Annotated in this window: 21 protein-coding genes; 8 read left to right on the plus strand and 13 right to left on the minus strand. The window is 61.5% G+C overall.

The window, feature by feature from the left end; all coding sequences use genetic code 11:
- Positions 1 to 32: 32 nt before the first annotated feature.
- The gene (locus J3P88_RS13965; RefSeq protein ID WP_434575949.1) at positions 33 to 1,487 is read right to left on the minus strand and encodes a TrkH family potassium uptake protein; all 1,455 of its coding nucleotides are present in this window, start codon (positions 1,485 to 1,487) and stop codon (positions 33 to 35) included.
- Between the two features lie 173 nt (positions 1,488 to 1,660).
- On the opposite strand from J3P88_RS13965, the gene J3P88_RS13970 reads away from it, so the two are divergent.
- Positions 1,661 to 2,248, plus strand: coding sequence for a LysE family translocator (locus J3P88_RS13970; protein ID WP_434575951.1), 588 nt, complete (start codon positions 1,661 to 1,663; stop codon positions 2,246 to 2,248).
- 222 nt (positions 2,249 to 2,470) lie between these two features.
- Here J3P88_RS13970 and J3P88_RS13975 read toward each other — a convergent pair whose 3' ends face one another.
- Entirely contained in the window at positions 2,471 to 3,295 is an 825-nt protein-coding gene (locus tag J3P88_RS13975) for an AraC family transcriptional regulator (protein WP_434575952.1), read from the minus strand.
- Positions 3,296 to 3,432: 137 nt separating this feature from the next.
- Here J3P88_RS13975 and J3P88_RS13980 point away from each other — a divergent pair, with 137 nt between their 5' ends.
- Positions 3,433 to 4,395, plus strand: a complete 963-nt coding sequence (locus J3P88_RS13980; protein WP_434575954.1) for a diguanylate cyclase — start codon at positions 3,433 to 3,435, stop codon at positions 4,393 to 4,395.
- Positions 4,396 to 4,805: 410 nt separating this feature from the next.
- On the opposite strand, the gene fabI is transcribed toward J3P88_RS13980, so the two are convergent.
- The 8 genes from fabI to gloB all read right to left on the minus strand — a co-directional run bounded on the left by fabI (position 4,806) and on the right by gloB (position 15,625).
- Positions 4,806 to 5,600 carry an enoyl-ACP reductase FabI gene (gene fabI / locus J3P88_RS13985; protein ID WP_186704859.1) on the minus strand — a complete coding sequence of 265 codons (795 nt, stop codon included), beginning with the start codon at positions 5,598 to 5,600 and terminating at the stop codon, positions 4,806 to 4,808.
- A gap of 20 nt (positions 5,601 to 5,620) precedes the next feature.
- Positions 5,621 to 7,231: an ABC transporter ATP-binding protein gene (locus J3P88_RS13990; RefSeq protein WP_186704860.1), complete on the minus strand. Its 1,611-nt coding sequence runs from the start codon at positions 7,229 to 7,231 to the stop codon at positions 5,621 to 5,623.
- 1 nt (position 7,232) lies between these two features.
- Positions 7,233 to 8,252: a microcin C ABC transporter permease gene (locus J3P88_RS13995; RefSeq protein WP_186704861.1), complete on the minus strand. Its 1,020-nt coding sequence runs from the start codon at positions 8,250 to 8,252 to the stop codon at positions 7,233 to 7,235.
- A 1-nt stretch (position 8,253) separates the two neighbouring features.
- Positions 8,254 to 9,327, minus strand: coding sequence for a microcin C ABC transporter permease YejB (locus J3P88_RS14000; protein ID WP_434575957.1), 1,074 nt, complete (start codon positions 9,325 to 9,327; stop codon positions 8,254 to 8,256).
- A gap of 4 nt (positions 9,328 to 9,331) precedes the next feature.
- Positions 9,332 to 11,185: an extracellular solute-binding protein gene (locus J3P88_RS14005; protein WP_434575959.1), complete on the minus strand. Its 1,854-nt coding sequence runs from the start codon at positions 11,183 to 11,185 to the stop codon at positions 9,332 to 9,334.
- Positions 11,182 to 13,014 carry an extracellular solute-binding protein gene (locus tag J3P88_RS14010; protein ID WP_189656087.1) on the minus strand — a complete coding sequence of 611 codons (1,833 nt, stop codon included), beginning with the start codon at positions 13,012 to 13,014 and terminating at the stop codon, positions 11,182 to 11,184. Before J3P88_RS14010 ends, J3P88_RS14005 begins: the two co-directional genes overlap by 4 nt.
- Positions 13,015 to 13,309: 295 nt before the next feature.
- Positions 13,310 to 14,758, minus strand: a complete 1,449-nt coding sequence (locus tag J3P88_RS14015) for a transglycosylase SLT domain-containing protein (RefSeq protein ID WP_411387361.1) — start codon at positions 14,756 to 14,758, stop codon at positions 13,310 to 13,312.
- A gap of 99 nt (positions 14,759 to 14,857) precedes the next feature.
- Positions 14,858 to 15,625, minus strand: a complete 768-nt coding sequence (gene gloB / locus J3P88_RS14020) for a hydroxyacylglutathione hydrolase (RefSeq protein ID WP_434575962.1) — start codon at positions 15,623 to 15,625, stop codon at positions 14,858 to 14,860.
- Between the two features lie 65 nt (positions 15,626 to 15,690).
- Here gloB and J3P88_RS14025 point away from each other — a divergent pair, with 65 nt between their 5' ends.
- The 4 genes from J3P88_RS14025 (at position 15,691) to J3P88_RS14040 (ending at position 18,916) form a co-directional block, all read left to right on the plus strand.
- On the plus strand, positions 15,691 to 16,449 hold the full coding sequence (locus tag J3P88_RS14025) for a class I SAM-dependent methyltransferase (RefSeq protein WP_186704866.1): 759 nt from the start codon (positions 15,691 to 15,693) through the stop codon (positions 16,447 to 16,449).
- A gap of 88 nt (positions 16,450 to 16,537) precedes the next feature.
- Positions 16,538 to 16,990: a ribonuclease HI gene (gene rnhA / locus J3P88_RS14030; RefSeq protein ID WP_030142629.1), complete on the plus strand. Its 453-nt coding sequence runs from the start codon at positions 16,538 to 16,540 to the stop codon at positions 16,988 to 16,990.
- A gap of 223 nt (positions 16,991 to 17,213) precedes the next feature.
- Complete coding sequence (gene dnaQ, locus J3P88_RS14035) at positions 17,214 to 17,975, plus strand: DNA polymerase III subunit epsilon (RefSeq protein WP_434575964.1); 762 nt, start codon at positions 17,214 to 17,216, stop codon at positions 17,973 to 17,975.
- Positions 17,976 to 18,301: 326 nt separating this feature from the next.
- Positions 18,302 to 18,916 carry a GNAT family N-acetyltransferase gene (locus J3P88_RS14040; RefSeq protein ID WP_186704868.1) on the plus strand — a complete coding sequence of 205 codons (615 nt, stop codon included), beginning with the start codon at positions 18,302 to 18,304 and terminating at the stop codon, positions 18,914 to 18,916.
- Here J3P88_RS14040 and J3P88_RS14045 read toward each other — a convergent pair.
- A complete protein-coding gene (locus J3P88_RS14045; RefSeq protein WP_186704869.1) occupies positions 18,882 to 19,775 on the minus strand; it encodes a LysR substrate-binding domain-containing protein in 894 nt (297 codons plus the stop codon). The genes J3P88_RS14040 and J3P88_RS14045 overlap by 35 nt on opposite strands.
- Before the next feature lie 81 nt (positions 19,776 to 19,856).
- Positions 19,857 to 20,108 (minus strand): hypothetical protein, encoded by a 252-nt coding sequence (locus J3P88_RS14050; RefSeq protein WP_434575966.1) that lies wholly within the window; start codon positions 20,106 to 20,108, stop codon positions 19,857 to 19,859.
- Between the two features lie 185 nt (positions 20,109 to 20,293).
- On the opposite strand from J3P88_RS14050, the gene J3P88_RS14055 reads away from it, so the two are divergent.
- Together J3P88_RS14055 and J3P88_RS14060 are read left to right on the plus strand one after the other, a co-directional pair.
- A complete protein-coding gene (locus J3P88_RS14055; RefSeq protein ID WP_041476018.1) occupies positions 20,294 to 20,851 on the plus strand; it encodes an NADPH-dependent FMN reductase in 558 nt (185 codons plus the stop codon).
- A gap of 324 nt (positions 20,852 to 21,175) precedes the next feature.
- Positions 21,176 to 22,459 carry an arsenic transporter gene (locus J3P88_RS14060; RefSeq protein WP_186728528.1) on the plus strand — a complete coding sequence of 428 codons (1,284 nt, stop codon included), beginning with the start codon at positions 21,176 to 21,178 and terminating at the stop codon, positions 22,457 to 22,459.
- 131 nt (positions 22,460 to 22,590) lie between these two features.
- On the opposite strand, the gene J3P88_RS14065 is transcribed toward J3P88_RS14060, so the two are convergent.
- Positions 22,591 to 23,541, minus strand: coding sequence for a DUF1853 family protein (locus J3P88_RS14065; RefSeq protein WP_434575968.1), 951 nt, complete (start codon positions 23,539 to 23,541; stop codon positions 22,591 to 22,593).
- Between the last annotated feature and the right edge of the window lie 101 nt (positions 23,542 to 23,642).

Consider the following 23,642-nt stretch of genomic DNA (forward strand, 5'->3'; position numbering starts at 1 on the left):
TTTCGTCTGTCAGTTACGCATGACCATCGCGTTCAATATTTCCAGAACACCGGGGTGAACAACACCAGCACCGTCAGGATCTCCAATCGCCCCAGCAGCATGCCGATGGTCAACAGCCATTTTGCTGCATCGGGCAGGGTCGAGAAGTTGCCGGCTGGTCCGATGATGTTGCCCAAGCCCGGGCCTACGTTGCACACCGCGGTGGCGGCGCCGGTCAGGGCGGTTGTCCAATCCAGGCCGATCAGCGCCAGGCCCAGGGCAATGGCGCCAATCGTGATGGTGAAGAAAAACGAAAAGGTCAGCAGCGAGCGGACGATTTCTTCGTCGATGGGATGGTTGTTGTATTTTTTCCGGATCACCGCCCGGGGGTGGATCAATTGCTTCAGGCTGCCCATCAGCAGTGCCCCGGCTACTTGAAAACGAAAGATTTTCAACCCGCCGGCCGTGGACCCCGAGCAACCACCCACGAACGTCAAGTAGAAGAACAGCAACAGGGCGAAACTGCCCCACAGCGTGTAGTCACCCAACGCCACGCCTGTGGTGGTGACGACAGAGGTGACATTGACGGCCACGATGCGAACCGCGTCCCACCAACCATGATCACTGTTCAGGCTCAGCCAGGTACCGACCACGAGCCAGGTAACAACCAAAAATCCAATGAAGCCCCGAACCTGCTGATCCTTGAGCAATGCGCGCCTGTTGCCCCGCAGTGTCGCGACATACAGCGTAAAGGGCAGCGATCCCGCCATCATGACAACGACTGATACCCAGTGAATGGCCGGTTGCGTCCAGTGCGCCAGGGAAGCGTCGGATGTAGAGAAACCGCCAGTGGAGATCAAGGACATCGCATGGTTGATCGCCTCGAAGGGGGTCATCCCGGCCAGCCACAGCGCCAGGGTCGAGAAGGCGGTCAACCCGACATAGACCCAAAGAATGTAGTTGGCCGCGACGTGAGAGCGCGGCGTGACTTTTTCCGACCAGTCCGATGATTCGGTCTGGAACAGCCGCATGCCGCCGACCCGCAGCAGCGGCAGGATTGCCACGGCCATGCCGATAAAGCCGATGCCGCCGAGCCAATGCAGCATTGAGCGCCAGATCAACAGGCCGGGAGACGAGGTATCCAACCCGGTGAGGATGGTCGAGCCGGTGGTCGTGATGCCCGACATCGTCTCGAAAAATGCATCGGTGTAACTGATGTGCTGGATGAATACCATCGGCAGGGCGGCGAAGGCGCAGACCACCACCCAACTGGCGGTGGTCAACAGGTACATTTCCCTGGGGCGCATGTGGACATGTTCCGGTCGTCCACGGGCGACCAGGGCGATACCACACACGAAGGTAATCAGGCTCGACCAAAGAAACGCCGACAAGTCATCGTTGCGCTCGTAAAACATCAGCGTGAACAGCGGGATCGCCATGCTGATCGCCAGGGTAATCAGGAAAATTCCGAGGATGAAACCGATGAGACGCAGAACCGCAATCGACATGAGAAACGCCTGATCCATTGAGCCGCACAGTATCGATTTGGTTAATCGGCTACCGCGTAAAGTTTGCGTAAAAAAATAGACGTGACGCTCGATGACAAGGCAGTTTTCTTCAATACCCCCGAAGCGGGCCCCTTTACCTTTGGGACTCGTTCCTGAACTGAAGAAGATATGTGATGAGCTTGATATTTTCCATGGCGACCTTTGCGCTGGTGGCTTCCATTACCCCGGGCCCGGTCAATATCGTCGCCCTCAGCTCCGGGGCCCGCTACGGGTTTCGGGCCACGTTGCGGCACGTGGCCGGCGCTACCCTCGGGTTTGTCCTGCTGCTGGTCTTGATGGGGTTGGGGTTGCATGAAGTGTTGCAGCGTTGGCCGGGGCTTACGCGCGTGGTGCAACTGGCGGGTGTGGCCTTCCTGCTGTTCATGGCCTGGAAACTGGCGATGGACAATGGCGAGCTGGGAGGGCGGGACGAGGGGCGTGCGCCGTCGATGCTCTACGGCGCGCTGATGCAGTGGCTCAACCCCAAGGCCTGGCTGGCCTGTGTGGCGGGAATGGGCGCGTTCGTCGCCGATGGCGAGGTGCGGCTGGTGTGGCAGTTTGCGGCGATCTACCTGGTGATCTGCTACGTCTCGGTGGGCTGCTGGGCCTATGCGGGGAGTTTCCTGCGCTCGTGGCTGGGGAATCCGGCGACCATGCGCCTGTTCAACCGGGCGATGGCGGTGTTGTTGGTGGTGAGTGCGGTGTATCTGTTGTTGCCGTGAGCTGAAGTGCGCGGCAACCCTGGTTTTTAAGAAGCAAGTGCTGTTGTGGCTGCAATCCGCGCTTTAGAGGTGGGAACGCTGTTGTGGCGAGGGAGCTTGCTCCCGCTCGACTGCGCAGCAGTCGCCCGGAATCGAGGGCTACTGCGTAGCCCAGCGGGAGCAAGCTCCCTCGCCACAGAGATCCATTGGGCCCTCGGTCCAAACAAGCTGTTGATGGTGGTATCAGCCGCGATATTGCCCGGGCGTCGCCGCCAGGTGTTGCTTGAAGGCGCGCTGGAAATGCGCCTGGTCGGCAAACCCACAGTCCAGCGCCACGTCGGCGATCAGCTTGCCTTCGCGCAATTGGCGCCGGGCAAACTGGATCCGGCGGTTGACCAGGAAGGCGTGGGGCGTCATCCCGTAATGGCGCTTGAAGGCTCGGCTCAGGTAGGACGGCGACAGCTGCGCGGCGGTGCAGATGTCTTCGAGCTTCAAGGCTTCGCTGCAATGGTCATGGATAAATTGCGCCGCACGCATCAGCCCTGGATGACTGCCCCGGTCCGGACGGCCAGCAGGGTTGAGCCGTTGTTGCAGGTCCATGAAAAAAGCCTCGGCGGCGGCGTGCTTGCCGGCCGTGTCGAGTTGCTCGTCCACCAATTGCCCATACAACCGTCCCAACGCGGCAAACAGCTCTGCGTCGCGGCTGTGGGTAGTGGCGAACCCTTGGAAATCGAGGTTTTCGTCAAAGCCGATACGGCGCTGCAGATCCCTGAGCCACTGGGTGTCGACGTACAACATCACGTAGGACCAGGGCTGATCGTCGATTGGGTTGCAGGCATGGACGTCGCCGGGGTTCATCAGCACCACTGTGCCGCTTTCCACCTGGAAACTCGAGCGTTCGTGGAAATAGGTACTGCGCCCGGCGGTGATCGCGCCGATGGAGAAGTGATCATGGGAGTGACGCGAATAGCAGACCTTGCGCCCATCGTCGATGGCGCGGGCTTCGATGAAGGGCAGGGCCGCGTCGCGCCAGAAGCGTGGGGCGGCGTCAGGGTTGGCGTGCTTCATCGGTCAGCATCCTCGTCGTGAACCTGAGTGGCAGTGTATTAGCCCTGGCCGGCAAATGCCCGTTGGATTTGGCTGTTCGGCTTCAAGGGCCATGGTCCTGGACTAGACTCCAAGCAATCCCGCCAATGGAGTTTCCGATGCTTGCGCCAGGTAAACCGGACAACGAAGCCGTTCGCCTCAAGAATCTGCACTCGCTCAAACTGCTCGATACCGCACCCGAAGAGCGCTTTGATCGCCTGACCCGCCTTGCCCGACGCCTGTTTGACGTGCCCATCGCCCTGGTGTCGCTGGTGGACGCCAACCGGCAGTGGTTCAAGTCCAGCGCTGGCCTGGAGGCCAGCGAAACCTCGCGGGAAGTTTCGTTTTGCGGGCATGCGATTTTGCAGGATCAGATCCTGGAGATCTGCGATGCGGAACAGGACGAGCGCTTCCACGACAACCCACTGGTCACGGACGCGCCTGGGATTCGCTTCTACGCAGGGCATCCGCTGGGGTTGGAGGATGGCAGCAAGCTGGGCACGTTGTGCCTGCTCGACACCAAGCCGCGCCGGCTCAATGACGAGGAACGCGAACTGCTGCGTGACCTGGCGCGCATGGCCGAGCAGGAAATGGTCGCGGTGCAGATGGCGAGCATGGACGAGCTGACGCTGTTGTCCAATCGGCGCGGCTTCAGGACGCTGGCCCAGCATGCGTTGAGTGTGTGTGATCGCTTGTCGCGACCGGCGACGCTGCTGTTCTTCGACCTCAATGACTTCAAGCCGATCAATGATCGCTATGGGCACGCCGAGGGTGACAACGCGCTGAAAACCTTCGCCGACGTGCTGCGCATCGCCTTTCGCGAAAGTGATGTGATCGGTCGCTTGGGCGGTGATGAATTCGTGGCGCTGCTCACGGGTTCTTCCCATGTCGAGACAACGACGATCATGGCACGGCTCCAGGAAATCCTTCACGAGCGCAATGCGATGTTGCAGCGCGGCTATGACATTCGGTTCAGCGTCGGCCAGATCGAGTACGACGCCCAGCGCCATCGGTCGATCGATAACCTGCTGGCTGACGCGGATGCGGCGATGTATGCGCAGAAGCAGGCGCTGCGCAGCTAGCACAGGCTAATCCCTGTGGGAGCGGGCTTGCTCGCGAAGGCGTCGGTACATTCAATATCAATGCAAGCTGACCCACCGCTTTCGCGAGCAAGCCCGCTCCCACAGGTAACGCTGTTTACTTAAGGTCGTCGACAATCCGTGGCGAGGGAGCTTGCTCCCGCTGGGGCGCGAAGCGGCCCCAAAACCTGCCGAATGCGGAGCGTCAGACACACCGCACCCGCCGGTTCACGACTGCTTCGCAGCCGAGCGGGAGCAAGCTCCCTCGCCACGGGGCCATATCACCGACATACCGCCATCGCGAGCAAGCTCGTTCCCACAGGGAATGGCGGTGCAATCAGGCAATCGAATAAAAAACGCCGCTTGCCCTTTCCAGGACGAGCGGCGTTTTTCAAGCGTGGTGCGCGTGAAGATTACTCTTCGATGTTACCCATGGCGGTGGTGTTGAAGCCGCCGTCCACGTACATGATTTCGCCGCTGATGCCCGACGCCAGGTCCGAGCACAGGAAGGCGCCGGCGTTGCCGACTTCTTCGATGGTGACGTTGCGACGCAGCGGGGTTTGCGCTTCGTTGGCGGCCAGCATCTTGCGGAAGTTCTTGATGCCGGAAGCGGCGAGGGTGCGGATCGGGCCTGCCGATACGCAGTTGACGCGGGTGCCGTCCGGGCCCAGGGAGCCGGCCAGGTAGCGGACGCCGGCTTCCAGGGAAGCCTTGGCCATGCCCATGACGTTGTAGTTCGGCATGGTGCGCTCGGCGCCCAGGTACGACAGGGTCAGCAGGCTGCCGTTGCGGCCTTTCATCATTTCGCGACCGGCCTTGGCCAGGGCCACGAAGCTGTAGGCGCTGATGTCGTGGGCGATGCGGAAACCTTCACGGGTGGTGGCTTCGGTGAAGTCGCCGTCCAGTTGGTCGCCCGGTGCGAAGCCCACGGAGTGCACGATGCAGTCCAGGCCGTCCCACTTCTTGCTCAGCTCTTGGAAGACCTTGGCGATTTCTTCATCGCTGGCCACGTCGCACGGGAAGCACAGCTCAGGGCTCGAGCCCCAGCCTTGTGCGAACTCTTCGACACGACCCTTGAGTTTGTCGTTCTGATAAGTGAAGGCAAGCTCAGCGCCCTCGCGATGCATGGCGGCGGCGATGCCGGATGCGATGGACAGCTTGCTGGCGACACCGACGATCAGTACGCGCTTACCGGCGAGAAAACCCATGTGTTGCTCCTCTTTTCAGGTTATTCGGCAGTTGTTGGGGCCAGGAAGGCGGCCTCCAGCAACTGCTGTGTATAGGGGTGCTGCGGCGCGGCGAATATGCTGCGGGCATCACCTTGTTCGACCACTTGGCCATGCTTGACCACCATTAGCTGGTGGCTCAGCGCTTTGACGACAGCCAGGTCATGGCTGATAAACAGGTACGTCAGGTTGTACTTGGTTTGCAACGACCGCAACAGCTCCACCACTTGGCGTTGCACGGTACGGTCCAGCGCCGACGTGGGTTCATCCAGCAGAATCAACGCCGGCTTGAGCACCAGGGCCCGGGCAATGGCGATACGCTGCCGTTGCCCTCCGGAAAATTCATGGGGATAGCGGTTCCGGGTTTCCGGGTCCAGGCCTACCTCCTTCAATGCCGCGATTATCGCTTGTTCCTGTTCGGCTTCGGTGCCGATCTTGTGGATCCGCAGGCCTTCGCCGACGATCTGGCTGACGCACATCCGTGGGCTCAGGCTACCGAAGGGGTCCTGAAACACCACTTGCATCTCCCGGCGCAGCGGCCGGACTTGCTGCTGCGTCAGGCTGTCCAACGACTTGCCTTCGAAGCGGATTCCGCCCTGGCTGCCGATCAACCGCAGGATTGCCAGTCCCAGGGTGGACTTGCCGGAGCCGCTTTCGCCGACGATGCCCAGGGTCTGGCCCTGGGGCAGGCTGAAGCGAATTCCGTCCACGGCCTTGATGTAGTCCACCGTGCGTTTGAACAGGCCTTTCTTGATCGGGAACCAGACTTTCAGGTCCTCTACCTGCAACAGCGGCGGGCCGACGACATTGTTCGCCGGGGTGCCGCTGGGTTCAGCGCCCAGCAGTTCCCGAGTGTACGGATGCTGCGGCGCGCGGAACAACTCTTCACACGATGCCTGTTCGACGATGCAACCGCGCTGCATGACACATACGCGATGCGCAATTCTTCGCACAAGGTTCAAATCGTGGCTGATCAACAGCAGAGACATGCCCAATCGCGCCTGCAAATCCTTGAGCAATTGGAGGATTTTCAGCTGGACGGTGACGTCCAGGGCGGTGGTCGGCTCGTCGGCGATCAGCAGTTCCGGCTCGTTGGCCAGGGCCATGGCGATCATCACCCGCTGGCGCTGGCCGCCGGACAACTCGTGGGGCAGGGCCTTGAGGCGCTTGTGGGGCTCGGGAATGCCGACCAGCTCCAGCAGCTCAAGGGTTCGGCGGGTCGCGACCTTGCCGCTCAGGCCCTTGTGGATGCCGAGCACTTCATTGATCTGTTTTTCGATGGAGTGCAGCGGGTTGAGGGAGGTCATCGGCTCCTGGAAGATCATCGCGATCCGGTTGCCGCGGATATGGCGAATGGTTTTTTCCTTCAGCCCCAGTAAATCCTGGCCGGCGTACTGGATGGTCCCGGTGGGGTGATGGGCCAGGGGGTAGGGCAGCAAGCGCAGGATCGAGTGGGCGGTGACCGACTTGCCCGAGCCGCTTTCACCCACCAGGGCCAGGGTTTCGCCGCGCTTGATATCGAAACTCACGCCTTCGACCACGCGCTGGCGGCGTTCGCCGACAACGAATTCCACCGCCAGGTCGCGTACTTCGATCAGATTGTCCTGGTTCATATCACTTCCTCGGATCGAAGGCATCGCGAGCGGACTCGCCGATGAATACCAACAGGCTCAGCATCAGGGCCAGCACGGCGAACGCGCTGATGCCCAGCCATGGCGCCTGGAGGTTGGACTTGCCCTGGGCCACCAGTTCGCCCAGGGACGGCGCGCCCGGCGGCAGGCCAAAGCCGAGGAAATCCAGGGCGGTGAGGGTGCCGATGGCGCCGGTGAGGATGAACGGCATGAAGGTCATGGTCGAGACCATGGCGTTGGGCAAGATGTGGCGGAACATGATCGCGCCGTTCTGCATGCCCAGGGCCCGGGCGGCGCGCACGTATTCGAGGTTGCGCCCGCGCAGGAACTCGGCGCGGACGACGTCCACCAGGCTCATCCAGGAAAACAGCAGCATGATCCCCAGTAGCCACCAGAAATTGGGCTGCACGAAGCTGGCCAGGATGATCAACAGGTACAACACTGGCAGCCCGGACCAGATTTCCAGGAAGCGCTGGCCGGCCAGGTCCACCCAGCCGCCATAGAAGCCCTGCAGGGCGCCGGCGATCACGCCGATGATCGAGCTGAGCAGCGTCAGCGTCAGGGCGAACAGTACCGAAATGCGGAAGCCGTAGATGATCCGGGCGAGGACATCGCGGCCCTGGTCGTCGGTACCCAGCCAATTCATGGCAGAAGGGGGGGCCGGGGCCGGGACCTTCAGGTCGTAGTTGATGCTCTGGTAGCTGAACGGGATCGGCGCCCACAGCACCCAGGCGTCCTTGGCGGCCAGCAGTTCGCGGATATAGGGGCTCTTGTAGTTTGCTTCCAGGGGGAACTCGCCGCCGAACGTGGTTTCCGGGTAGCGCTTGAGGGCCGGGAAGTACCAGCCGTCGTCGTAATGCACCACCAACGGCTTGTCGTTGGCGATCAGCTCGGCGCCCAGGCTCAGCCCGAACAGGACCAGGAACAGCCACAGCGACCACCAGCCACGCTTGTTGGCCTTGAACAATTCGAAGCGACGGCGATTGAGAGGGGACAGGTTCATCTCAATGCTCCCGGCTTTCGAAGTCGATGCGCGGATCGACAAAGGTGTAGGTCAGGTCGCCGATCAGTTTCACCACCAGCCCCAGCAAGGTGAAGATGAACAGGGTGCCGAACACCACCGGGTAGTCGCGGTTGATGGCCGCTTCGAAACTCATCAGGCCGAGGCCGTCGAGGGAGAAGATCACTTCCACCAGCAGCGAGCCGGTGAAAAAGATCCCGATGAATGCCGAAGGGAAACCGGCGATCACCAGCAGCATGGCGTTGCGGAAGACATGGCCGTAGAGCACTCGATGGCGGGTCAGGCCCTTGGCCTTGGCGGTGACCACGTATTGCTTGTTGATTTCGTCGAGGAAGCTGTTCTTGGTCAGCAGGGTCATGGTGGCGAAGTTGCCGATCACCAGGGCGGTCACGGGCAAGGCCAGGTGCCAGAAGTAATCGAGAATCTTGCCGCCCATGCTCAATTCGTCGAAGTTGTTTGAAGTCAGTCCGCGCAACGGGAACCAGTCGAAATAACTGCCGCCGGCAAATACCACGATCAGCAGGATGGCGAACAGGAACGACGGGATCGCGTAGCCGACGATGATTGCCGAGCTGGTCCACACGTCGAAATGGCTGCCATGGCGCGTGGCCTTGGCGATCCCCAGCGGGATCGACACCAGGTACATGATCAGCGTGCTCCACAGGCCGAGGGAGATGGACACTGGCATCTTTTCCTTGATCAAGTCGATGACCTTGGCGTCGCGGAAAAAACTGTCGCCGAAGTCCAGGCGGGCGTAATTCTTGATCATGATCCACAGGCGTTCGGGCGCCGGCTTGTCGAAGCCGTACATGCGTTCGATTTCCTTGACCAGCGCCGGGTCCAGGCCCTGGGCGCCGCGGTAGGAAGAACCGGCCACCGATACTTCGGCACCGCCGCCGGCGATGCGGCTGGTGGCGCCCTCGAAGCCCTCGAGCTTGGCGATCATCTGTTCAACCGGCCCGCCGGGCGCGGCTTGGATGATGACGAAGTTGATCAACAGAATGCCGAACAGGGTGGGAATGATCAGCAGCAGTCGCCGAAAAATATAAGCCAGCATCTTGTTACTCCACGCTCGCAGGGGCGGCGACTTGCTGCTCGATAACCTGCTTTTCTACTTCATCGGCCGGTTTGACCTCCGGCTTGACCCACCAGGTGGTGGTACCGATGTCGTAGGTCGGCGTGACTTTCGGGTGGCCGATGTGGTTCCAATAGGCCACGCGCCAGGTCTTGATGTGCCAGTTGGGGATCACGTAGTAGCCCCATTGCAGGACGCGGTCCAATGCCCGGGCATGGGCCACCAGGCTCTTGCGCGAATCGGCGTTGATCAATTGCTCCACCAACTGGTCAACGGCCGGGTCCTTCAAGCCCATGGTGTTGCGGCTGCCGGGCTTGTCGGCGGCGGCGGACATCCAGAACTCGCGCTGTTCATTGCCTGGCGAGCTGGATTGCGGGAAGCTGCCCACCACCAGGTCGAAGTCCCGGGAGCGCACACGGTTGATGTACTGGGACACGTCCACGCGGCGAATCACCAGTTCGATGCCCAGGTCACTCAGGTTGCGCTTGAATGGCAACAAGACTCGCTCGAACTCGGTCTGGGCCAGCAGAAACTCCAGCACCACGGGCTTGCCTTGGGCATCGACCATCTTGTCGTCGACGATGCGCCATCCGGCCTCCTGCAGCAGGTGATAGGCCTTGCGTTGCTGGTCACGGATCATGCCGCTGCCGTCGCACATCGAAGGCTGGAAGGCTTCGGTGAAGACCTGCTCGGGAATCTTGCCACGCAAGGGTTCGAGGATTTTCAGTTCGTCTTCGCCAGGCAGCCCGGTCGCCGCCATCTCCGAATTCTCGAAATAGCTGCGGGTGCGGGCGTAGGCGCCATGGAACAGCTGTTTGTTGGTCCACTCGAAGTCCAGCAGCAGGCTTAGGGCCTTGCGTACCCGTACGTCTTGGAAAACCGGGCGACGCAGGTTGTAGATAAAGCCCTGCATGCCGGTAGGGTTGCCGTTGGGGATCTGTTCCTTGACCAACCGACCTTCGGTCACCGCCGGAATGTTGTAGGCGTTGGCCCAGTTCTTGGCGGCCATTTCCAGCCAGTAATCGAACTGCCCCGCTTTCAACGCCTCCACGGCCACGGTGTTGTCGCGGTAATAGTCGGTGGTCAGCACGTCGAAATTGTAGAAGCCACGGTTGACTGGCAGGTCCTTGCCCCAATAGTCCTTCACGCGCTCATAGCGGATCGAGCGTCCGGCCTTCACTTCGGCGACCTTGTAGGGACCGCTGCCCAGAGGGATCTCAAGGTTGCCCTTGCTGAAATCTCGACTGGCCCACCAATGCTTGGGCAGGACGGGTAACTGTCCGAGGATCAATGGCAGCTCGCGATTATTGGTGTGCTTGAACTTGAAGAGGACCTTGAGCGGATCTTCGGCGATGACTTCGGCGACGTCGTTGTAATAGCCGCGGAACATCGGGGCGCCGTCCTTGGTCAGGGTCTGGAAGCTGAAGACGACGTCTTCTGCGCGTACCGGGTGGCCATCGTTGAAACGGGCTTCGGGGCGCAGGTAGAAGCGCACCCAGCCATTGTCCGGGGCTTTCTCGATTTTTTCGGCGATCAACCCGTATTCGGTGAACGGTTCGTCCAGGCCCTGCTTGGCCAAGGTGTCGTAGATCAGGCCGATGTCGTCGGCCGGTACGCCTTTGCTGATGAACGGGTTGAGGCTGTCGAAGCTGCCAAACCCGCCTTGGCGGAATATTCCACCCTTGGGCGCATCGGGGTTCACGTAGTCGAAATGCTTGAAATCCGCCGGGTACTTCGGCGGCTCGTTGTACAGCGTCAAGGCGTGCTGCGGCGCAGCGCAGGCCAGCCCGGCGAATAACAGGCAACTGGCCTGCAGGAGCAGGGCACGTAGAGGCTTCATTGATCTTTCTCCGAAGATTTCAGCCACCAGGCGCTCAGGCCCAGGGTGTAGGGCGGCGTGGTGACGAAGGCGAACCGGTTGCGGTACGCCAGGCGATGATAATTGAGATACCAGTTGGGAATGCAGTAATGCTGCCACAACAGCACGCGATCCAGGGCCTTGCCGGCGGCGACCTGTTCGTCGCGGGTCTGGGCGGCGAGCAGTTTTTCCAACAGGTGGTCGACCACCGGGTTGGCGATCCCGGCGTAGTTCTTGCTGCCCTTGACCCCGACCTGGCTGGAATGGAAGTACTGCCACTGCTCCAGCCCCGGGCTGAGGGTCTGGCCCAAGGTCAGCAGGATCATGTCGAAGTCGAACTGGTCCAGGCGCTGCTTGTACTGGGCTCGGTCCACCGTGCGCAGCCGTGCCTGGATGCCGATGCTGGCGAGGTTTTCGACGTAGGGCTGCAGGATGCGCTCCAGGTTCGGGTTCACCAGCAGGATTTCGAAGCTCAGGGGCTGGCTATCGGCGTTCAGCAGGCGCTGGCCGTTTAGGCTCCAACCGGCCTCCTTCAGGAGTCCCAATGCTTTGCGCAAGGTTTCCCGAGGGATGCCGCGCCCGTCGGTCTTGGGCAAGCTGAAGGGTTCGGTGAGCAGTTCAGGTGGCAGTTGTTCGCGGTACGGCTTGAGCAGTAGCCATTCATGACCCACCGGCAGGCCGGTGGCGGAGAATTCGCTGTTGGGGTAGTAGCTGAGGGTGCGTTTGTAGGCGCCGCTGAACAGGGTGCGGTTGGTCCACTCGAAATCGAACATCAGCCCCAGGGCTTCACGTACCTTGATCTCGGCGAACGTGCCGCGCCGGGTGTTCATGAACAGGCCTTGGGTCTGGGTCGGGATCTGGTGGGGAATCTGCGCCTTGATCACGTCGCCGCGGTTGACCGCCGGGAATTGATAGCCGTTGGCCCAGTTCTTGGCCTGGTGCTCGATGTAGATGTCGAATTCACCGGCCTTGAAGGCTTCGAAGGCAACTTCGCTGTCACGGTAGAACTCCACGTCCATGCGGTCGTAGTTGTACTTGCCGCGATTGACCGGCAGGTCCTTGCCCCAGTAGTTCTTCACCCGTTCGAACACCAGTTGGCGACCGGGTTGCACTTTGGTGATGCGATACGGCCCGCTGCCCAGGGGTGGCTCGAAGGTCGTCGCCTTGAAATCGCGGCCTTTCCAGTAATGCTGGGGCAACACCGGCAGCTCACCCAGGCGCAGGATCAGCAGCGGATTGCCCGCGCGCTTGAAGACGAAGCGGATTTTCAGCGGGTTGAGAATGTCGACCCGCAACACTTCCTGCAGGTTGGTGCGGTATTGCGGGTGGCCGTCCTTGAGCAGCGTGCGGTAGGAGAACGCCACGTCATAAGCGGTGATGGGGGCGCCATCGTGGAACCGCGCCTCGGGGCGCAGGTTGAACACCACCCAACTGCGATCTTCGCTGTATTCCACCGACTGGGCGATCAGGCCATAGCTCGACGTCGGTTCATCACCGGACGGTGCGTACTGGCCGGTGCCGACCATCAGCGGTTCGTTCAGCTCATTGATGCCGTATTGCAGGAAATTGGGGGTGGAAACCGGGCTGCTGCCCTTGAATGTGTAGGGATTGAGCGTATCGAAGGTGCCGAATGCCATGACCCGCAAGACTCCGCCCTTGGGCGCTTGCGGGTTGACCCAGTCGAAGTGGGTGAACCTGGCCGGGTACTTGAGCGTGCCGAACTGTGCATAACCATGGCTTTCGCTGATGGTTGCGCTGGCGGGAGAGCTCAAGGCCAGGCTGATCAGGAGCAGGAGGAGGGGACGTATCAAGTCTGAGATCCGATCCAGGCGGCTTGGGCTTTTATGGCCTGTACAGTAACAGCTTGTATCGGCAGGAAAAAGGCGGGGTGCCAAAGCGTCTCGGATTACTCGAAACCGGCGCGAGAACGCTTTGTGGCGAGGGAGCTTGCTCCCGCTGGGTTGCGCAGCAACCCCAAAAGCCGTGACCCAATCCATCTGTCACACCGAGGTGCCAGATTCGGGTCTGCTGCGCAGCCCTGCGGGAGCAAGCTCCCTCGCCACAAAAGCTTCTCGGGCACAAACAGCCCCTTCAACCATCGATGGCTTAGTGCGGCGAGTAAACCGTCAGCATCTGCCCAGGCTTGAGCGCCTTGCCCATTCGCGGGTTCCAGCGCTTGAGGTGCTGCATTTCCACGTTGAAGCGCTTGGCGACCACGTACAGGGAATCACCTTGCTTGACCTTGTACTGGGTTTGCTTCTTCTGGTTCTTGCTGTTGGCGGCCACCACGGTGCTGATGCGCTTGCCGGTGGTCTTGCTGGCCCTGGTGTCCTGCATCACCAAGGTCTGGCCGACCTTGAGCTTGTTGCCGCTGAGTTTGTTCCAGCGTTGCAGATCCTTGGTCTGGACCTTGTTGGCCTTGGCGATCTGGGCCAGGTTGTCGCCGCGCTTGACGCGGTAGGTGCGCCTGGCACCTTCCACTTCGCTGTCGTCGGCGGATTCGAAAACCGGCTTGAGCGAGCGCTGGCTGATCAACTCTTCCGGGCGCATGGTCGACAGGCTGGCAGTCAGCAACTGTGCCTTGGACGTCGGCACCAGCAAATGCTGGGGACCGTCGATGGTGGTGCGCTGCTTGAAAGCCGGGTTGAGCTGGAAAAGCTCGTCTTCGTCGATGTTGGCCACCGCCGCGACCTTGGACAGGTCCATGCGCTGGTTGATCTCGACGACTTGGAAATAAGGTTCGTTGGCGATCGGGTTGAGGTTCACGCCGTAGGCGTCGGGCGAGAGCACCACCTGGGACAGCGCCAGCAACTTCGGCACATAGGCCTGGGTCTCGCTGGGCAGCGGCAGGTTCCAGTAGTCGGTGGGCAAGCCCAGTTTCTCGTTGCGCTCGATGGCGCGGCTGACCGTGCCTTCCCCGGCGTTGTAGGCCGCCAGCGCCAGCAACCAGTCGCCGTTGAACATGTCGTGCAGGCGAGTCAGGTAGTCCAGGGCGGCCGTGGTGGAGGCGGTGATGTCGCGACGTCCGTCGTAGAAGCGGGTCTGGCGCAGGTTGAAGTACCGCCCCGTGGAAGGGATGAACTGCCACAGGCCCACTGCGTGCGCCCGGGAATAGGCCATGGGGTTGTAGGCGCTCTCGATCACCGGCAGCAAGGCCAGCTCCAGCGGCATGTTGCGCTCTTCGAGGCGTTCGACGATGTAATGGATGTACAGGCTGCCGCGCTCACCGGCGTTTTCCATGACGGAAGGGTTGCTGGCGAACCACAGGCGCTGTTGCTCGATACGCGGGTTGACGCCGGCCGTTTCCTGCAATTGGAAGCCCTGGCGCATGCGCTCCCAGACGTCCTGGGGCACTTGGGGGCTGGGTTTCTCGGTGAGCCATACCGGCTTCTGCTTGGCGCGAGCGGCGATATTCGGGGTGTGCGCCGCGTCGGTCTGCGGCAGCTGGCTCGTGCTCTGGCAGCCCGCCAAGGTGGCGGACACAGCCACCGCGATGGCTTGAGCCAAGCGGGTCAATGTGTCTGACTGGACGGACCTGCGTATAGATGACGACATTGGCTGGAAGTAAGTTCCGGGCAAAAATGTCGGCCGATTCTAGGAAGCGCACCCCAACAGGTCAACCTTTCAGAATTTTTGTATCAATCGATAGCTGCCTTAGAACGTATCTTTCCAAGCCCTCAAGGCCGCAAAAACCTCACTCGGCGTCTGGTTTCGCTGGCCGTTCCGTTCGTCCGCTTTTTGTTTAACGGATGTTTCAGCGGTGCGCAGGAATGGATTGGTGAGTTTCTCCAGGGCCAGGGTCGAAGGCAGGGTGATGACGCCTTCGTCGCGTTGTCGGCTGACTTTTTCCAGGCGGGCGGCGATGTCCGGGTTGCCGGGTTCCACGGCAGCGGCGAACTTCAGGTTGCTGAGGGTATATTCATGGGTGCAGTAGACCAGCGTATCTTCAGGCAGGGCGGCGAGGCGACTGAGCGAGTGGTGCATTTGCGCAGGGGTGCCTTCGAAGAGTCGGCCGCAACCGGCGGCGAACAGGGTGTCGCCGCAGAAAAGCAGGCCATGGTGGTAATAGGCAATGTGCCCCAGCGTATGGCCGGGCACGGCATGGACATCGAAGTCCCAGCCCAGCACGTGGACCTTGTCGTTATCATTCAGCCCATGGTCCCGCGCCGGGATGTTTTCGCTGGCCGGGCCGTAGACGGTGGCGTTCGTTGCCTTTTTCAGCGCCTGGACGCCGCCGACGTGGTCATGGTGATGGTGGGTGATCAGGATGTCGCTCAGGACCCAACCCGGATGGGCGTCGAGCCAGGCCTGTACCGGCGCGGCATCCCCCGGGTCGACCACGGCGCAGCGCTGGGTGGAGTGATCCTGTAACAACCAGATGTAGTTATCGGTGAACGCGGGCAGGGCACTGATCTGTATCATCGTGGAATTCGCCAAGCGGAAAACAAAGGCGCATCTTAGAACTTCCTGACGCGTTGGAGAATGCAATGACCGATGAAGCGTTCGCTCAGGCTGATCCTGACTGGCTGGCGTTGATCCGCGCCGCCCGTGAATGGCTGTCCGGCCCTGTGGGGCAATTTTTGCTGGATGAAGAACGGCGCATGCTCGAAGACGAGTTGGGCCGGTTCTTCGGCGGCTATCTGGTGCATTACGGGCCGTCGGCGCAAACGCCGCCGTCGGCGCCGCAGGTCCAGCGCAACGTTCGCCTGGGGGCACCGTTGCCCGGGGTGGAAATCGTCTGCGAAGAGCAGGCCTGGCCGCTGAGCGAGCATGCCGCCGACGTGGTGGTCATGCAGCACGGCCTGGATTTCTGCCTGTCACCCCACGGCTTGCTCCGCGAGGCCGCCAGCAGCGTCCGCCCCGGCGGACATCTACTGATCATCGGCATCAACCCCTGGAGCACCTGGGGGCTTCGTCACGTCTTTGCCCATGACGCCTTGCGCCAGGCCCGCTGCATCTCGGCGTCGAGGGTCGGCGACTGGCTCAACCTGCTGGGCTTCGCGCTGGAGAAACGCCGCTTCGGGTGCTATCGTCCGCCGCTTGCGTCACCCAAGTGGCAGGCACGCCTGGCCGGCTGGGAGCGCAAGGCTGGCGACTGGCAGCTGTCCGGCGGCGGTTTCTACCTGCTGGTGGCGCGCAAGATCGCGGTCGGGTTGCGCCCGGTACGTCAGGCGCGACGCGAGCCGATGGGCAAGCTGATTCCCTTGCCAATGGCCAAGGTCAATCGTCGCCACATCGAGCCGTAACCTTTTCTGATGGTTCTTGCCGGCATTGGGCTGCGGGTTTTGTCGGGCCCGATGGGCGGGCCTTTGCATTTTTTCTGGATAGATTGGCATGAGCGATAGCGTAGAACTCTTCACTGATGGCGCCTGCAAGGGCAACCCCGGGCCGGGTGGCTGGGGCGCGTTGCTGGTGTGCAAGGGCGTGGAGAAGGAACTCTGGGGCGGCGAAGCCAATACCACCAACAATCGCATGGAGCTGATGGGCGCCATCCGTGGCCTGGAAGAGCTCAAGCGGCCTTGTGATGTGCTGCTGGTGACCGACTCGCAGTACGTAATGAAAGGCATCAACGAGTGGATGGCCAACTGGAAGAAACGCGGCTGGAAGACGGCGGCGAAGGAACCGGTGAAAAACGCCGACCTGTGGAAGTTGCTGGACGAGCAGGTAAACCGCCACAACGTCACCTGGAAATGGGTGCGTGGCCACATCGGCCACCACGGCAACGAACGGGCCGATCAGTTGGCCAATCGTGGGGTGGATGAGGTGCGGGGCTATAAGCAGGCTTGATAGAGGCGTTATCAGGATCTGGCAGCATGACACCTGTGGCGAGGGAGCTTGCTCCCGCTGGACCGGTCCGACGCCTCGGGCGAAGCAGGCCCCAGGGGCGGTCGCTGCGCAACCGAGCGGGAGCAAGCTCCCTCGCCACAAAAAGCGGTCCCGGGCTAATCCCACCTAATAGCGTGTTAAGATCCGCGCTTTTGCAAGACTGCCCGTTGAGAGCTGAACACTGATGGCCAACAGATCTGTAGTACTGGATACCGAAACCACCGGCATGCCGGTGACCGATGGTCACCGGATTATTGAAATTGGTTGTGTCGAGCTGATCGGCCGGCGCCTGACCGGTCGCCATTTCCACGTTTACCTGCAACCGGACCGCGAAAGTGACGAGGGCGCCATCGGCGTCCACGGCATCACCAACGAATTCCTGGTGGGCAAGCCGCGTTTCGCCGAAGTGGCCGATGAGTTCTTCGAATTCATCCAGGGCGCGCAGTTGATCATCCACAACGCGGCGTTCGACGTCGGGTTCATCAACAACGAATTCGCCCTGATGGGCCAGCACGACCGGGCCGACATTACCCAGCATTGCACTATCCTCGACACCCTGATGATGGCCCGGGAACGCCACCCTGGCCAGCGCAACAGCCTCGATGCCTTGTGCAAGCGCTACGGCGTCGACAACTCCGGCCGTGAACTGCACGGCGCCTTGCTCGACTCCGAGATCCTGGCCGACGTCTACCTGACCATGACCGGCGGCCAGACCAGCCTGTCCCTGGCCGGCAACGCCTCGGACGGCAATGGTACGGGCGAAGGCTCCGGCAACCAGGCCACGGAAATCCGTCGCTTGCCCGCCGACCGCCAGCCCTCGCGGATCATCCGCGCCAGCGAAAGCGACCTGGCCGAGCATGCCGCGCGTCTGGAAGCCATCGCCAAGTCCGCAGGTGCTCCGGCATTGTGGACACAATTGGTCGAGTCGCAGGCCGCCACGCACTGATGAAACCCTGTGAAAGCCATGCTGTTCATTCAAGGTAAGTAAAGAACCTGTGGCGAGGGAGCTTGCTCCCGCTGGGCTGCATAGCAGCCCCTTTTTGTGAGCGCTTCGCACTCAAGCGGGAGCAGCCTCCTTCGCCACATTGATTCAGCCAGCCTTAAATGAGCTACTGCATCCATCGTTCATTTCTCGCCACAATCGCCACGACCTTCTACCCTGAGGGAATGGGCAGGCTACGGATCCCGCTTGATGTGTGAAGATTTGAAAGACAAGGGCAATGGATGGCACCACGCCGTTGGTTGTCTCAAGGAATGAGGACCTTCCCCAGTATGCAACCGGTCATGAATCCCAAGCACCCCGGGTTGTCGGTGCGAGTCGTCGATGACGGCTTTGCCGCCTATATCTGGGGCAGTGACTTCAGTTTTGAAGTCAACGACTACGCGACGGCGCAGATCGGTCGTCCTGTCAGCCAATGGCCGGTGACGCCCATTGTTCCCTATCGCAAGTGCTATGGCATCGATCCCGAAGAGTTCAGCAGTTTCCGCAACGCTCCGGACAGCGAGATCTTCATGGCCTACCTCGATGACCAGCCGGTAGGGCACCTGGTGATCAGTACCAATTGGAACGGCTATGCCCACATCGACGAGTTGGCGGTGCACGCCCCGGCCCGTCGCCATGGGGTGGCCAAGGCGTTGCTCGACGTTGCCCAGTTCTGGAGCCGCAAGAAAAAACTGCCGGGCATCATGCTCGAGACCCAGAACAACAATCTGGGCGCCTGCCGGCTCTATGAACGATGCGGTTACGTGCTCGGTGGCATCGACCACCTGCGCTATCGCGGCATTGACCGGCATACCGCCGAAGTGGCGTTGTTCTGGTACCGGTTGTTCGACGACCCGCTGGGCATGTCGATCAGTGGCTCAGCAACGCCTCGGCTTGTTCCGTAACCCGCTCCAGCAGCGATTGCAGGGCGGGTGAAGAGGGTGCGCCGTTGAGGCTCAGGGCATAGAGGCCAATCGCGACGGCGGGCGATAGCGGGCAGACATCGAGACCGCCGCCCTTGGCGCCCGAGGCGGTGAACGGGTCGACGATGGCAAGGCCTTCGCCGGCCTCGACCATGGCGCGCATCATCTGATGGGTCTGGACGCGGATCTGGATCATCGGCGCCGGACGCAGCGCCGCCAACTTGTGCTCGAACGCAGGGCTCAGTGGGTCATGGCCATCCAGGCCCACCAACGGTTGGCCCGCCAGGTCCTGGATCGAAATGTATTTTTGCCGGGGTTGCAGCCAGCCGTGGGGCGCGAGCAATTGCAGTTTGCCCTGGGCGATCATCTGGCAATGGATGTCCGGATGTTCAGGGTCGTGCAGGCTCAGGCCCAGGTCGCTTTCACGCAACAGCAGGCTGTGGACGATGTCACGGGTCGGTTGGCTGAGCAGGGTGCACGGCGCATCCGGATGGCGGCGGCGCAAGGCAGCGATGCTCTGGGGCAACAACTGCTGGGCCAGCGGCGGGGTGCAGATAATGCGCAAGGGCGGTGCCTGATGGTGTTTCAGGCTGCTGGCCAGGCGTTGCACCGGTTCGAGCGTGTCGTACACCCGCGTGATGCCGTCGCGCAGTTCAAGGGTTTCCCGGGTGGCCTGCAAGCGCCCGCGCACGCTGGCAAACAGCATGAAGCCCAATTGGGCCTCGGCATCGCGCAGGATCGCCTCGACCTCCGCCACCGGCAGTTGCAGCCATTCGGCCGCCGTGCCGAGATGGCCGGTCTGCAACAGCGCCTGGATTACTTCGATGTGGCGTAAACGCATGCAAGAAATCCATGTTCGGCGGGTGAGCCATTGAGTGGCTGAATCCTAACCCAAGTCCGGGCATGACTTCTGCTCTAACGGTTATAGCGCTATCTGCGCTTCAGGTTCGCTGGTGAACGTTGCGACTTCGCGTTTCAGTTCGATGCCTGACTGAACCAGGAGGAATCGGTCTTCGTCGAGTTTGCTGACGCGATCACCGATAGCCAGTTTATAAGTGACGACATCCTTGCCGCTACCGTCCGCAGACGGCTCCGATTCCTGGAACTCATGCACCGAATAGACGCGACCTTCGGCGTCCCGCGCATGAAATTGTCCGACAAGTACTGCTGCCATTGCTTAGAACCTCTGGAAATAGATCACTCGATTTGCGGTTCTGTAGACCTTGCCCAAGCGTGGTAAGTTTTCCTACATGAAAAAAATAGTCGAACCGGCCGGTTTTCGTCGCTCCACTGGTCCAATTGTCACGCCGATCATCTATAACTACAGGCTCCTTTGAGCCGACAGTCGAGAAGCCTCTCATGAGTAATGTCTACACCGTGGCCGTTTTGGTGGGCAGCCTGCGCAAGGCATCGATCAACCGCAAAGTCGCGCTGGCACTGGCTGACCTGGCGCCCGCCAACCTCAAGCTGAACATCGTCGAGATCGGCGAGTTGCCACTTTATAACGAAGACATTGATGTAACACCGCCGGCAGCCTACACCACATTCCGTCAGCAGGTGGGTGCGGCGGATGCTTTGTTGTTCGTCACGCCTGAATACAACCGCTCGGTGCCGGCGCCGTTGAAAAACGCCATCGACGTCGGCTCGCGTCCCTACGGCCAGAGTTGCCTGAGCGGCAAACCGGGCGCAGTGATCAGCGCTTCACCGGGCGCCATCGGTGGTTTCGGTGCAAACCATCATCTGCGCCAGTCGCTGGTGTTCCTTGACGTGCCCTGCATGCAGCAACCGGAAGCCTACCTGAGCGGCGCCGGAACAGCGTTTGACGAGGCGGGCAACCTGTCGGAGTCGGTACGGCCGTTCCTGCAGAAGTTCATCGATGCCTACGGCAAGTGGGTCGAGCAGCATAAGAAGGCTTGATACCCCGAGATTCCAGGTAAACCCTGTGGCGAGGGAGCTTGCTCCCGCTGGACTGCGAAGCAGGCCCCTTTCGGCGGTCGCTGCGCAACCGAGCGGGAGCAAGCTCCCTCGCCACAAATGTATCTGCATCGGCAATTCAATCCGCGCTTTACGGGCTATTCGAATTTTCCATATATTCGCCCCTCCGCACCTTCAGATCATCCTTCGTCATGTCCAATTCCCACAATCGCGTCGATGGCTTCAGTTCGAACGCCATGGCTGATTGTCCGCTGACACGTCGCTGCCGATGTTCTCCTTTCAATCCTCCTTCCAAGGCTGTTGTACATGCTGATCGCGTCGTTGATTTTCCTGCTGACCATTACGTTGGTGATCTGGCAGCCCAAGGGGCTTGGCGTCGGCTGGAGCGCGACGCTGGGCGCGCTGCTGGCCTTGTTGAGCGGGGTGGTGCAGGTCAGTGACATTCCCCTGGTCTGGCAGATCATCTGGAACGCCACCGGTACGTTTGTCGCGCTTATCATCATCAGCCTGCTGCTGGACGAGGCCGGGTTCTTCGCCTGGGCGGCCCTGCATGTGGCCCGTTGGGGAAAGGGCAGTGGGCGCAAGCTGTTTGCCTTCATGGTGCTGCTGGGGGCGCTGGTATCGGCCTTGTTTGCCAATGACGGGGCGGCGCTGATCCTGACGCCCATCGTGATCTCGATGCTGCTGGCGTTGCGTTTCTCCCCGGCGGCGACGCTTGCATTCGTGATGGGGGCTGGTTTCATTGCCGACACCGCGAGCTTGCCACTGGTGGTATCGAACCTGGTGAACATCGTCTCGGCGGATTTCTTCGGCATTGGTTTCAACCGCTATGCGGCGGTCATGGTGCCGGTGAACCTGGTCAGCGTGGCGGCCAGCCTGGCGATTCTTATGTGGGTCTTTCGCCGCGACATCCCGCGGGACTACGACCCCGATCAACTGGACGACCCGGCGACGGCGATCCACGACAAGGCAACGTTCTACGCCGGTTGGGTGGTGTTGGTGATCCTGCTGCTGGGCTGTTTTGCGCTGGAGCCACTGGGGATTCCCATCAGTGCGATCTCGGCAGTCTGTGCTGCGTTGCTGCTGGGGGTCGCGGCCTATGGCCACAAGATTTCCACCCGCAAGGCGATGAAGGAAGCGCCCTGGCAGATCGTGATCTTCTCCCTCGGCATGTACCTGGTGGTCTATGGCTTGCGCAACGCCGGGCTGACCGGTTACCTGGCCCAGTGGCTCGACGGATTCGCCGAATATGGCGTGTGGGGCGCGGCGATGGGCACCGGCGTGCTGACGGCATTGCTGTCGTCGGTCATGAATAACTTGCCGACGGTGCTGATCGGTGCCTTGTCCATCGATGCCAGCCAGGCCACTGGGGTGGTGAAGGAAGCGATGATCTACGCCAACGTCATCGGCAGCGACCTGGGCCCGAAAATCACCCCGATCGGCAGCCTGGCGACGTTGCTGTGGCTGCATGTGCTGGCGCGCAAGAACATCCTGATCGGCTGGGGGTATTACTTCAAGGTCGGGATCGTGCTGACGGTGCCGGTGTTGCTGGTGACGTTGGCGGCTTTGGCTGTGCGGTTGTCCATCTAGACCGTAGCGACCTCTTCGCGAGCAAGCCCGCTCCCACAGGGTTATGTATAGATCTTCAATTATGTACACAACACAAATCCACTGTGGGAGCGGGCTTGCTCGCGAAGGCGGTCGTCCATGCACCGCAAAAATCAGCCACTGCCCGGCACATTCGGCCAAAGATCCGCCACAAGGAACGCCCGCTCGGATTCCTCCCATTCACCCTCGGTATTTTCCGTCAGGCGCACCATCAGTTGCGCCGGGGCCATCGGGTCGAGGGCGGTTCGCCAGTCGTCCAGTTGCGTGGCAGTCCAGACCAGGTCCGCTGGATAATGCGCCGGGGCCAGCCAGGCGGCGCGGGGCAGGGGCTGCCAGCGGCCTGGCGGACGCTGGGCGATGAATCCGGCCCAATCCCGCTGGTGCAGCCAACGGCCACGCAAGTGCCTGGGGTGGGCGCCGCTCGGCGGTTCGGCCTCGCCCGGCCAGGGATAGAGCAGGTAGCCGCCGAGCCACAAGTGTGAGCGAAACGACTCGATCCCCAGCGTCGCCAGGGCCTCGCGGCTTTCCGGGCGGGCGGATATCGGCAGCTGGTGTTCGCGCAAGTGCGCCAGCTTGCGGTCGAGCCGGTCATGGCAGCCCGGGCCCAGCCATTGCGCGGCGTCCAGGCCGTTACCGTGCTGTGGGCCGAGGTACAACTTGATGGCCAGCTCCAGGTGGTGGATGCCGTCGCGATCGCGCAGCAGCAGGTCCAGTTCGCCCAGGGTATGGCCTTCGCGCCGGATCGGCAGGTTCGCGGCGATCAGTTCGATGCCCGGGGCATGTTGCGCGGCAAACTGCCACAGCCTCTCGTAGTACAGGCCCAGGCGCCGCGTCCGCCCTTGGGACAGGCAATGCAGCAGCGGGTAGCTGTCACGGTCCAGTTGCCGCAACCAGTGTTCGAGTCGCCCAGGCTCCTGTACCCAGTCGCTGCCAGCCAGCGGATGGCGCTGGGGCCAGGGCGTGTCGATGAGCATCGGCGGGGCGATGATCGCCCACGCGAGGTCACGCACTTCGGGATGGCGCAGGCGACGGGGCAGGTCCAGCAATTCAGGGAACAGGATCATCTTGCGAGCATAGCCGTTGCGCTGAAGGCTTAAAGGATTTTGTCTACGGCGCGCTTTCGCCCATAATCGTGTTTTCGCCCGCCGCAGACCTTCGCAGGAGC

It is taken from the genome of Pseudomonas sp. Z3-6 (genome assembly GCF_051131985.1).
Classification (GTDB): domain Bacteria; phylum Pseudomonadota; class Gammaproteobacteria; order Pseudomonadales; family Pseudomonadaceae; genus Aquipseudomonas; species Aquipseudomonas zanjanensis.

Excerpts from the sequence above, each read along its gene's own strand:
- J3P88_RS13965 (WP_434575949.1), bottom strand. The coding sequence starts at position 1,487 with ATGTCGATTGCGGTTCTGCGTCTCATCGGTTTCATCCTCGGAATTTTC.
- J3P88_RS13970 (WP_434575951.1), top strand. The coding sequence starts at position 1,661 with ATGAGCTTGATATTTTCCATGGCGACCTTTGCGCTGGTGGCTTCCATT.
- J3P88_RS13975 (WP_434575952.1), bottom strand. The coding sequence starts at position 3,295 with ATGAAGCACGCCAACCCTGACGCCGCCCCACGCTTCTGGCGCGACGCG.
- J3P88_RS13980 (WP_434575954.1), top strand. The coding sequence starts at position 3,433 with ATGCTTGCGCCAGGTAAACCGGACAACGAAGCCGTTCGCCTCAAGAAT.
- fabI (WP_186704859.1), bottom strand. The coding sequence starts at position 5,600 with ATGGGTTTTCTCGCCGGTAAGCGCGTACTGATCGTCGGTGTCGCCAGC.
- J3P88_RS13990 (WP_186704860.1), bottom strand. The coding sequence starts at position 7,231 with ATGAACCAGGACAATCTGATCGAAGTACGCGACCTGGCGGTGGAATTC.
- J3P88_RS13995 (WP_186704861.1), bottom strand. The coding sequence starts at position 8,252 with ATGAACCTGTCCCCTCTCAATCGCCGTCGCTTCGAATTGTTCAAGGCC.
- J3P88_RS14000 (WP_434575957.1), bottom strand. The coding sequence starts at position 9,327 with ATGCTGGCTTATATTTTTCGGCGACTGCTGCTGATCATTCCCACCCTG.
- J3P88_RS14005 (WP_434575959.1), bottom strand. The coding sequence starts at position 11,185 with ATGAAGCCTCTACGTGCCCTGCTCCTGCAGGCCAGTTGCCTGTTATTC.
- J3P88_RS14015 (WP_411387361.1), bottom strand. The coding sequence starts at position 14,758 with ATGTCGTCATCTATACGCAGGTCCGTCCAGTCAGACACATTGACCCGC.
- gloB (WP_434575962.1), bottom strand. The coding sequence starts at position 15,625 with ATGATACAGATCAGTGCCCTGCCCGCGTTCACCGATAACTACATCTGG.
- J3P88_RS14025 (WP_186704866.1), top strand. The coding sequence starts at position 15,691 with ATGACCGATGAAGCGTTCGCTCAGGCTGATCCTGACTGGCTGGCGTTG.
- rnhA (WP_030142629.1), top strand. The coding sequence starts at position 16,538 with ATGAGCGATAGCGTAGAACTCTTCACTGATGGCGCCTGCAAGGGCAAC.
- dnaQ (WP_434575964.1), top strand. The coding sequence starts at position 17,214 with ATGGCCAACAGATCTGTAGTACTGGATACCGAAACCACCGGCATGCCG.
- J3P88_RS14040 (WP_186704868.1), top strand. The coding sequence starts at position 18,302 with ATGCAACCGGTCATGAATCCCAAGCACCCCGGGTTGTCGGTGCGAGTC.
- J3P88_RS14045 (WP_186704869.1), bottom strand. The coding sequence starts at position 19,775 with ATGCGTTTACGCCACATCGAAGTAATCCAGGCGCTGTTGCAGACCGGC.
- J3P88_RS14050 (WP_434575966.1), bottom strand. The coding sequence starts at position 20,108 with ATGGCAGCAGTACTTGTCGGACAATTTCATGCGCGGGACGCCGAAGGT.
- J3P88_RS14055 (WP_041476018.1), top strand. The coding sequence starts at position 20,294 with ATGAGTAATGTCTACACCGTGGCCGTTTTGGTGGGCAGCCTGCGCAAG.
- J3P88_RS14060 (WP_186728528.1), top strand. The coding sequence starts at position 21,176 with ATGCTGATCGCGTCGTTGATTTTCCTGCTGACCATTACGTTGGTGATC.
- J3P88_RS14065 (WP_434575968.1), bottom strand. The coding sequence starts at position 23,541 with ATGATCCTGTTCCCTGAATTGCTGGACCTGCCCCGTCGCCTGCGCCAT.